Source organism: Paraburkholderia sp. RL17-347-BIC-D (genome assembly GCF_046027915.1).
Taxonomy (GTDB): Bacteria; Pseudomonadota; Gammaproteobacteria; order Burkholderiales; family Burkholderiaceae; genus Paraburkholderia.
On record NZ_JARESS010000127.1, the window covers coordinates 1 to 5,913 of the forward strand.

6 protein-coding genes are annotated in these 5,913 nt (G+C 56.5%); 5 read left to right on the forward strand and 1 reads right to left on the reverse strand.

The genetic code is table 11. The features are described 5' to 3' along the window. Positions 1-163 precede the first annotated feature (163 nt). From frmR to P0D96_RS47315, 5 genes are all read left to right on the forward strand, one after another. Positions 164-517, forward strand: coding sequence for a formaldehyde-responsive transcriptional repressor FrmR (gene frmR, locus P0D96_RS47295; RefSeq protein ID WP_459252711.1), 354 nt, complete (start codon positions 164-166; stop codon positions 515-517). 69 nt (positions 518-586) lie between these two features. Further along, positions 587-1,696 carry an S-(hydroxymethyl)glutathione dehydrogenase/class III alcohol dehydrogenase gene (locus P0D96_RS47300; protein ID WP_408321152.1) on the forward strand — a complete coding sequence of 370 codons (1,110 nt, stop codon included), beginning with the start codon at positions 587-589 and terminating at the stop codon, positions 1,694-1,696. A gap of 74 nt (positions 1,697-1,770) precedes the next feature. After that, positions 1,771-2,346 (forward strand): S-(hydroxymethyl)glutathione synthase, encoded by a 576-nt coding sequence (gene gfa, locus P0D96_RS47305; RefSeq protein ID WP_256458548.1) that lies wholly within the window; start codon positions 1,771-1,773, stop codon positions 2,344-2,346. A gap of 52 nt (positions 2,347-2,398) precedes the next feature. Beyond that, complete coding sequence (gene fghA / locus P0D96_RS47310) at positions 2,399-3,229, forward strand: S-formylglutathione hydrolase (RefSeq protein ID WP_408321155.1); 831 nt, start codon at positions 2,399-2,401, stop codon at positions 3,227-3,229. Positions 3,230-3,727: 498 nt separating this feature from the next. After that, positions 3,728-4,642 carry a LysR family transcriptional regulator gene (locus P0D96_RS47315; RefSeq protein ID WP_256458546.1) on the forward strand — a complete coding sequence of 305 codons (915 nt, stop codon included), beginning with the start codon at positions 3,728-3,730 and terminating at the stop codon, positions 4,640-4,642. Between the two features lie 381 nt (positions 4,643-5,023). Here P0D96_RS47315 and P0D96_RS47320 read toward each other — a convergent pair whose 3' ends face one another. After that, a complete protein-coding gene (locus P0D96_RS47320) occupies positions 5,024-5,473 on the reverse strand; it encodes an SET domain-containing protein (RefSeq protein WP_408321158.1) in 450 nt (149 codons plus the stop codon). Positions 5,474-5,913 lie beyond the last annotated feature (440 nt).

Sequence of the window (5,913 nt, forward strand, 5' to 3'; positions counted from 1 at the left end):
ATAGATATCAATATTACGACTGCGGCCGGCCTCGGGCTTATCGGAACGTCCAGCGCACTGCCCAGGTCTTTCCCGGAGTCCCCTGTGTCTCACACAATACTCTTCGCATAGGTCTTCGCAAGAGCCAGGTAGTCGCCACTCACCTGGAGTTTTCGCTTACGCCATGAAAAAGCTGGACGTTGAGATAAAGAGGGGCGGCGGCGATACCACATACTCACGCCCAGTATCTATCGGAGGTCGCGTGCCGCATTCACCCCAAGACAAAAAGCTTGTAATTACCCGTGTCCGGCGCTTACGTGGGCAGGTCGATGCGCTTGAACGGGCGTTGGAGGCGGGTGCTGAGTGCGCGCCGGTTCTGCAGCAGATCGCCGCAACGCGCGGCGCGGTCAATGGTCTGATGGCCGGCGTGCTCGAGAGCCATTTGCGTGAGGAGTTTTCTAACGCAGCCAACCTCAATGGCGACGCCAACGCATCGATCGACGGCGTTATCGATCTCGTACGCACCTACCTGCGGTGATGATGTGCGACCCGAGCCCGTCCAGATACTCATACTGCTTGTCTTCGTCGTCCAATTGAGAGATCTGTCATGAAATCACGTGCTGCAGTTGCATTCGCGCCAGGAACCCCCCTGGACATCGTCGAGATCGATGTTGCCCCGCCAAAGAAAGGCGAAGTATTAGTAAAGATCACCCATACAGGCGTATGCCATACAGACGCCTTCACGCTGTCAGGCGACGACCCTGAAGGCCTGTTTCCCTGTGTGCTCGGGCACGAAGGCGCAGGTGTTGTGGTGGAAATCGGCGAAGGCGTCACGTCGGTTCAGCCAGGCGACCATGTGATCCCGCTCTACACCGCGGAATGCGGCGAATGCCTGTTCTGCAAGTCGGGCAAGACGAACCTGTGCGTCGCCGTACGTGCCACCCAGGGCAAAGGCGTGATGCCTGACGGTACGACCCGCTTCTCCTATAACGGTCAACCGATCTACCACTACATGGGCTGCTCGACGTTTAGCGAGTACACCGTTGTCGCCGAAGTCTCCCTGGCAAAGATCAATCAGGCTGCCGATCACGAACAGGTCTGCCTGCTGGGTTGCGGCGTCACGACGGGTATCGGTGCTGTGCACAATACCGCGAAGGTCCAGCCTGGCGACAGCGTCGCCGTGTTCGGGCTCGGCGGCATCGGGCTCGCTGTCATTCAGGGCGCTCGCCAGGCCAAGGCCGGCCGGATCATCGCGATCGACACCAATCCTTCGAAGTTCGATCTGGCGAAAGTCTTCGGCGCCACCGATTGCATCAACCCGAAAGACCATGAAAAGCCGATCCAGCAAGTCATCGTTGAGATGACCGGTTGGGGCGTCGACCATTCGTTCGAATGCATCGGCAACGTCAATGTCATGCGTGCGGCGCTCGAGTGCGCACACCGCGGTTGGGGACAGTCCGTAGTCATTGGTGTCGCGGGGGCCGGTCAGGAAATCTCGACACGCCCGTTCCAGCTGGTGACGGGCCGCACATGGAAAGGCTCAGCATTTGGTGGCGTAAAAGGTCGCTCACAACTGCCGGGCATGGTGGAAGACGCCATGCGAGGTGACATCCAGCTTGCCCCGTTCGTCACGCACAAATTGCCGCTCGATCAGATTAACGAAGCATTCGATCTGATGCACGACGGCATGTCGATTCGCACCGTGATCAACTACTAAGACACGACCGTGCGCAGTCATTGGTGCGGCGCTATTGCACCAATTTTTATTCTGAAAATATTGGAGAATTCAAAATGAGTACTGTGGCAATTCACCCGTCAGTAGACGCCGGTGTCAAGAAGGGTACACCCAGCTTCGCCGGCGGCACCCTCCATTGCAATTGTGAGAGCGACAAAGTCGAAGTCCGGGTGGAAAGCAACGTCGCACACAACCATGCTTGCGGCTGCACCAAGTGCTGGAAACCCGCGGGCGCGGCTTTCTCAGTGGTGGGAGTAGTTCCGCGAGACAAGGTCGAAGTCACGGCTCATCCGGAAAAGCTACAGGTGGTCGACGAGAAGGCTGCTATCCAGCGTCATGCGTGCAAGGCGTGCGGAACGCACATGTTTGGTCGGATAGAGAACCGCGACCATCCTTTCTACGGTCTCGACTTCGTGCATACCGAACTGTCCAACGACAACGGCTGGGAAGAGCCACGTTTTGCAGCATTCGTCTCATCAGTGATCGAAGGCGGCGGTGCAAAACCAGAACAAATGGATGACGTTCGGGCCCGGCTTACCGAGCTTGGACTCACACCGCACGACGCACTCAATCCTCCGCTAATGGACGCGATAGCCACGCACATCGCCAAGCGCAGTGGTGTGCTGAAGTAGGAAAACTCGGGGCGGATCGTTCATACGGATCCGCCCATTTATAGGAATGGCAATGGAACAGATAGAACACCGTGCCTGTTTTGACGGATGGCAGGACGTGTACCGTCACGAGTCGGCCTCACTCGACTGTTCAATGAACTTCTCTGTATTTCTCCCGGCGCAGGCATCCAAGAAGAAATTGCCCGTACTGTACTGGCTTTCCGGTCTGACTTGCACGGAGCAGAATTTCACCACGAAGGCTGGAGCTCAACAATACGCGGCTCAACATGGTGTCATCATAGTCGCTCCAGATACTAGTCCTCGCGGGGAGCAAATTGCTGACGATAAGGGCTACGATCTTGGAAAAGGCGCGGGCTTCTACGTCAATGCTACTCATAAACCGTGGGCAGCCCACTACCGGATGTACGACTATGTTGTCACGGAACTCCCCGAATTGATCGAATCGGAATTCCCCGCGTCAGAAATCCGCTCCATAAGTGGCCACTCAATGGGCGGCCATGGCGCGCTCGTCGCAGCGCTGCGGAATCCGGACCGTTATCGCAGCGTCTCGGCGTTCTCCCCGATCGTCGCACCTTCCCAGGTGCCATGGGGCGAGAAAGCGTTCGAAGCGTATCTGGGTCCGGACCGTGCGGCATGGAGGCAATATGACGCGTGCGACCTCGTCAGGTCCACGGCAGAGAAGGTTCCGCTACTGATTGATCAAGGTGCTGCGGACGAATTTCTCGAGACTCAGCTCAAGCCTCATCTGTTACAAGCTTCCTGCGAAGCCGTCGGTTATCCCCTGACACTTAGACTCCATCCTGGATTTGATCATAGCTACTACTTCATCGCCACCTTCATTGGCGATCATATTTCGTTTCATGCCAAGGCGCTCCATGGATAGGATTTCCCCAGCACTGTCGGGCGTTGGCACTAGGAGACGAACAGCGGTCGCAGTACACCCAAGACATCATTGACCTGTTCTGAAGCCGATGAGTTACCTTCAAATCATGAGCCCTCGGTCACAAAGCAACACTGAGCTTTTGCCACGGCATCATTTCCGACGATTTGAGACCATAGATAGCTCGGATCGGCATGGAGGCCTGTTTCGCTCGCGCCCGAATTTGCATACTGGCGCGCCGGTGTACCCCGCCACGATGTAACAATGTTGTTTTTAACTGATGTAACCGGCCGACCACTTGGCCCCGTCTTAGACAGGGGTTCAGTGGCCTGCAGCTCTTATGAAAAATTCGAGCATCGCCTTGCAGATGCCTGAAGCGGTCAAGGGACACACGGGAACTGACGACACTTGGGTTTGGTCCCTTAGCCCACGTCATCAATAGGCCTTCGCTTTGCGCTGACATCGCTGTAGCGCAAAGATACAACCGACAGGAGAAGGTATATGGCTTTCGACGAACGAACCCTCAATGGGATGAGCGTACTAGCTGCGGTGGCCACTAACGGCAGCTTTGCTTCCGCCGCCGAAGCACTAAATATGTCACAACCCGGAGTCAGCCGTGCGATAGCTCGGCTCGAGGCTCGGCTTGACGCGCGTCTCTTCGACCGTCATCCTCGTTCCGTAACCCTCACCGACGAGGGGCGCCGCCTTTACGAACAGGTGGTACCACTGCTTACCGCACTGGAAGAGGCCGCTGAATCAGCTGCCCGCAGCAAGGAGACGGTGCGTGGACGTCTGCGGGTGAACGTTCACCCTTTCTTCTCAAACCTCATTCTTGGACCGCGCCTGAGCGAGTTCCTCAAAGCCCATCCCGAGCTCACGCTTGACCTGGTCACGCGCGACCAACTCGGTGACCTCATCTCGGACGGCTTCGATCTGGCCATCCGCTTCGGCGAGCCCAAGTCCTCGTCCATGATAGCTCGCAAGTTGCTCGAGACGCGAATAGTCACGGTGGCATCGCCTTCTTACCTGAAAGAGCATGGCCGTCCGCGTGATCCCGGTGAGCTGCGCGGCTCTTCGCATATTTGCCTAAACTATCGGAATCCCGAGACCGGTCTCCCATTTAAATGGGAGTTCCATCGCAACGGCGAGGAAATGGAGCTTTATCCAGAAGGCCGATTAATGGTTAATGATGCAGGTACGATGCATGCGGTATGTTTGGCCGGATACTGTATTGCCCAAGTCATGGAGCTCGGCATTGAAGGCCTTCTTGCGAGCGGGCGACTTGTCAATCTGTTCCCCGACTGGGGCGACGAACGCTGGCCTCTCTATGTGCTGTATCCCTCCCGAAATCATATGCCCGCGAAGACCAATGCGTTCCTCGACTTTATCTCGTCGATCGTCGGCAACCCGCGTTGAAACACACCTGCTCTCGTGCCGCCAATGGTTTATTGGCGGGGCAGGCAGCGAGGGCCGCTGGAAGCAGTGAACACCGACATTTCGTACAGTTTTGGAATAGAGGTATACGTAAATCGAATTCCTAAATTCGCCTACACAAAGGAGTTCTGTGAAGACACGTGGCAAAGGTCGTATGTCGGAGTGTCAACATATAGGAGGCTGCTCGCCGACTCTTGATATCGATGAAGACTCAGGCTCAACTGTGTGAGCATCGACCAGTTCCGGCTCGTTTTCGCCATCATTAAGCAGGCCGGTCAATTAGCCAGGGCAAACCAAATCCTCGTCTTCGAGGCCGACGGGAATCACTCAGAGTTGGCGCAGCACTGCGCATCGACCGGTCCTTCACTCCACCCACGCCACACTCGCGATCATCGAGCCCCGACAGCTTGCGGCACGGCACTGGCACGCATACTGCCGACGCACGTCCTCATCCAGCAGATCTCCGACCGCCAGCAGATAGTCGATAAACAGCTCTTGCCCCGCCGCTACGGTATCAAGCGTGTCTATAAAGATTCGCCCGCCATCTTCGACAGCCTCACAGTTAGGCGTGCACGCATGATTGATCCATCGTGCGCTGTTGCCACCGCGACTGCCGTCGATCACCCGCCCATCCGAGAGCCCGAACAGGAATGTATGACCAGCGACGGCATCTCGTTTATGCCGGCGCAGCGCGTTGCGCCATGACGCCAGCTCACCCTTGTACTCCAGTACACGCTCGCCTGTCCTGAGTTGCTGAATCGCAAACAGACCCTTCCCATGAACCGGCGAGCGCCGGACGCTTACGCGCCGCATATTCTTCCCGTCAGTGAAAAACGCGCCAAGTATAAAGGCGAAAAAATTAAGCTTCCACCAGGACACGGTTGCCCGACTCTCCGTCGCGACCTATGGCCGTTGTGTCTCCCAGCGGCCCTGGTCTTGCATCGATCCCTTGTGAATCACGAGCATGATCTCTATACCGGACAGGATAATGTGCGCGTAACGAACTGCATCAAGGCACCTCTCAGAGAACGCAGATCTATAGCGCCACATGCGATCTCATCGCCTACCCAACGGCGTTCTTTTCTACAAGAACAATCTGCTGAAAACTCGAGAGTTCATTTCCCGTTTGAACGTTAGTGAATCTGTCTGTTCCGGACTATCCCAGTTGCAGTACGGCCCCGCAAATCTTCACTTCGCCACGACAACGGCCCATGGGTTATCCGTTCGATTCCAGCAGGAATCGGAACAACAGC

Coding starts and splice junctions, on each gene's coding strand:
- gfa (WP_256458548.1), top strand. CDS start 1,771: ATGAGTACTGTGGCAATTCACCCGTCAGTAGACGCCGGTGTCAAGAAG.
- P0D96_RS47315 (WP_256458546.1), top strand. CDS start 3,728: ATGGCTTTCGACGAACGAACCCTCAATGGGATGAGCGTACTAGCTGCG.
- fghA (WP_408321155.1), top strand. CDS start 2,399: ATGGAACAGATAGAACACCGTGCCTGTTTTGACGGATGGCAGGACGTG.
- P0D96_RS47300 (WP_408321152.1), top strand. CDS start 587: ATGAAATCACGTGCTGCAGTTGCATTCGCGCCAGGAACCCCCCTGGAC.
- P0D96_RS47320 (WP_408321158.1), bottom strand. CDS start 5,473: ATGCGGCGCGTAAGCGTCCGGCGCTCGCCGGTTCATGGGAAGGGTCTG.
- frmR (WP_459252711.1), top strand. CDS start 164: ATGAAAAAGCTGGACGTTGAGATAAAGAGGGGCGGCGGCGATACCACA.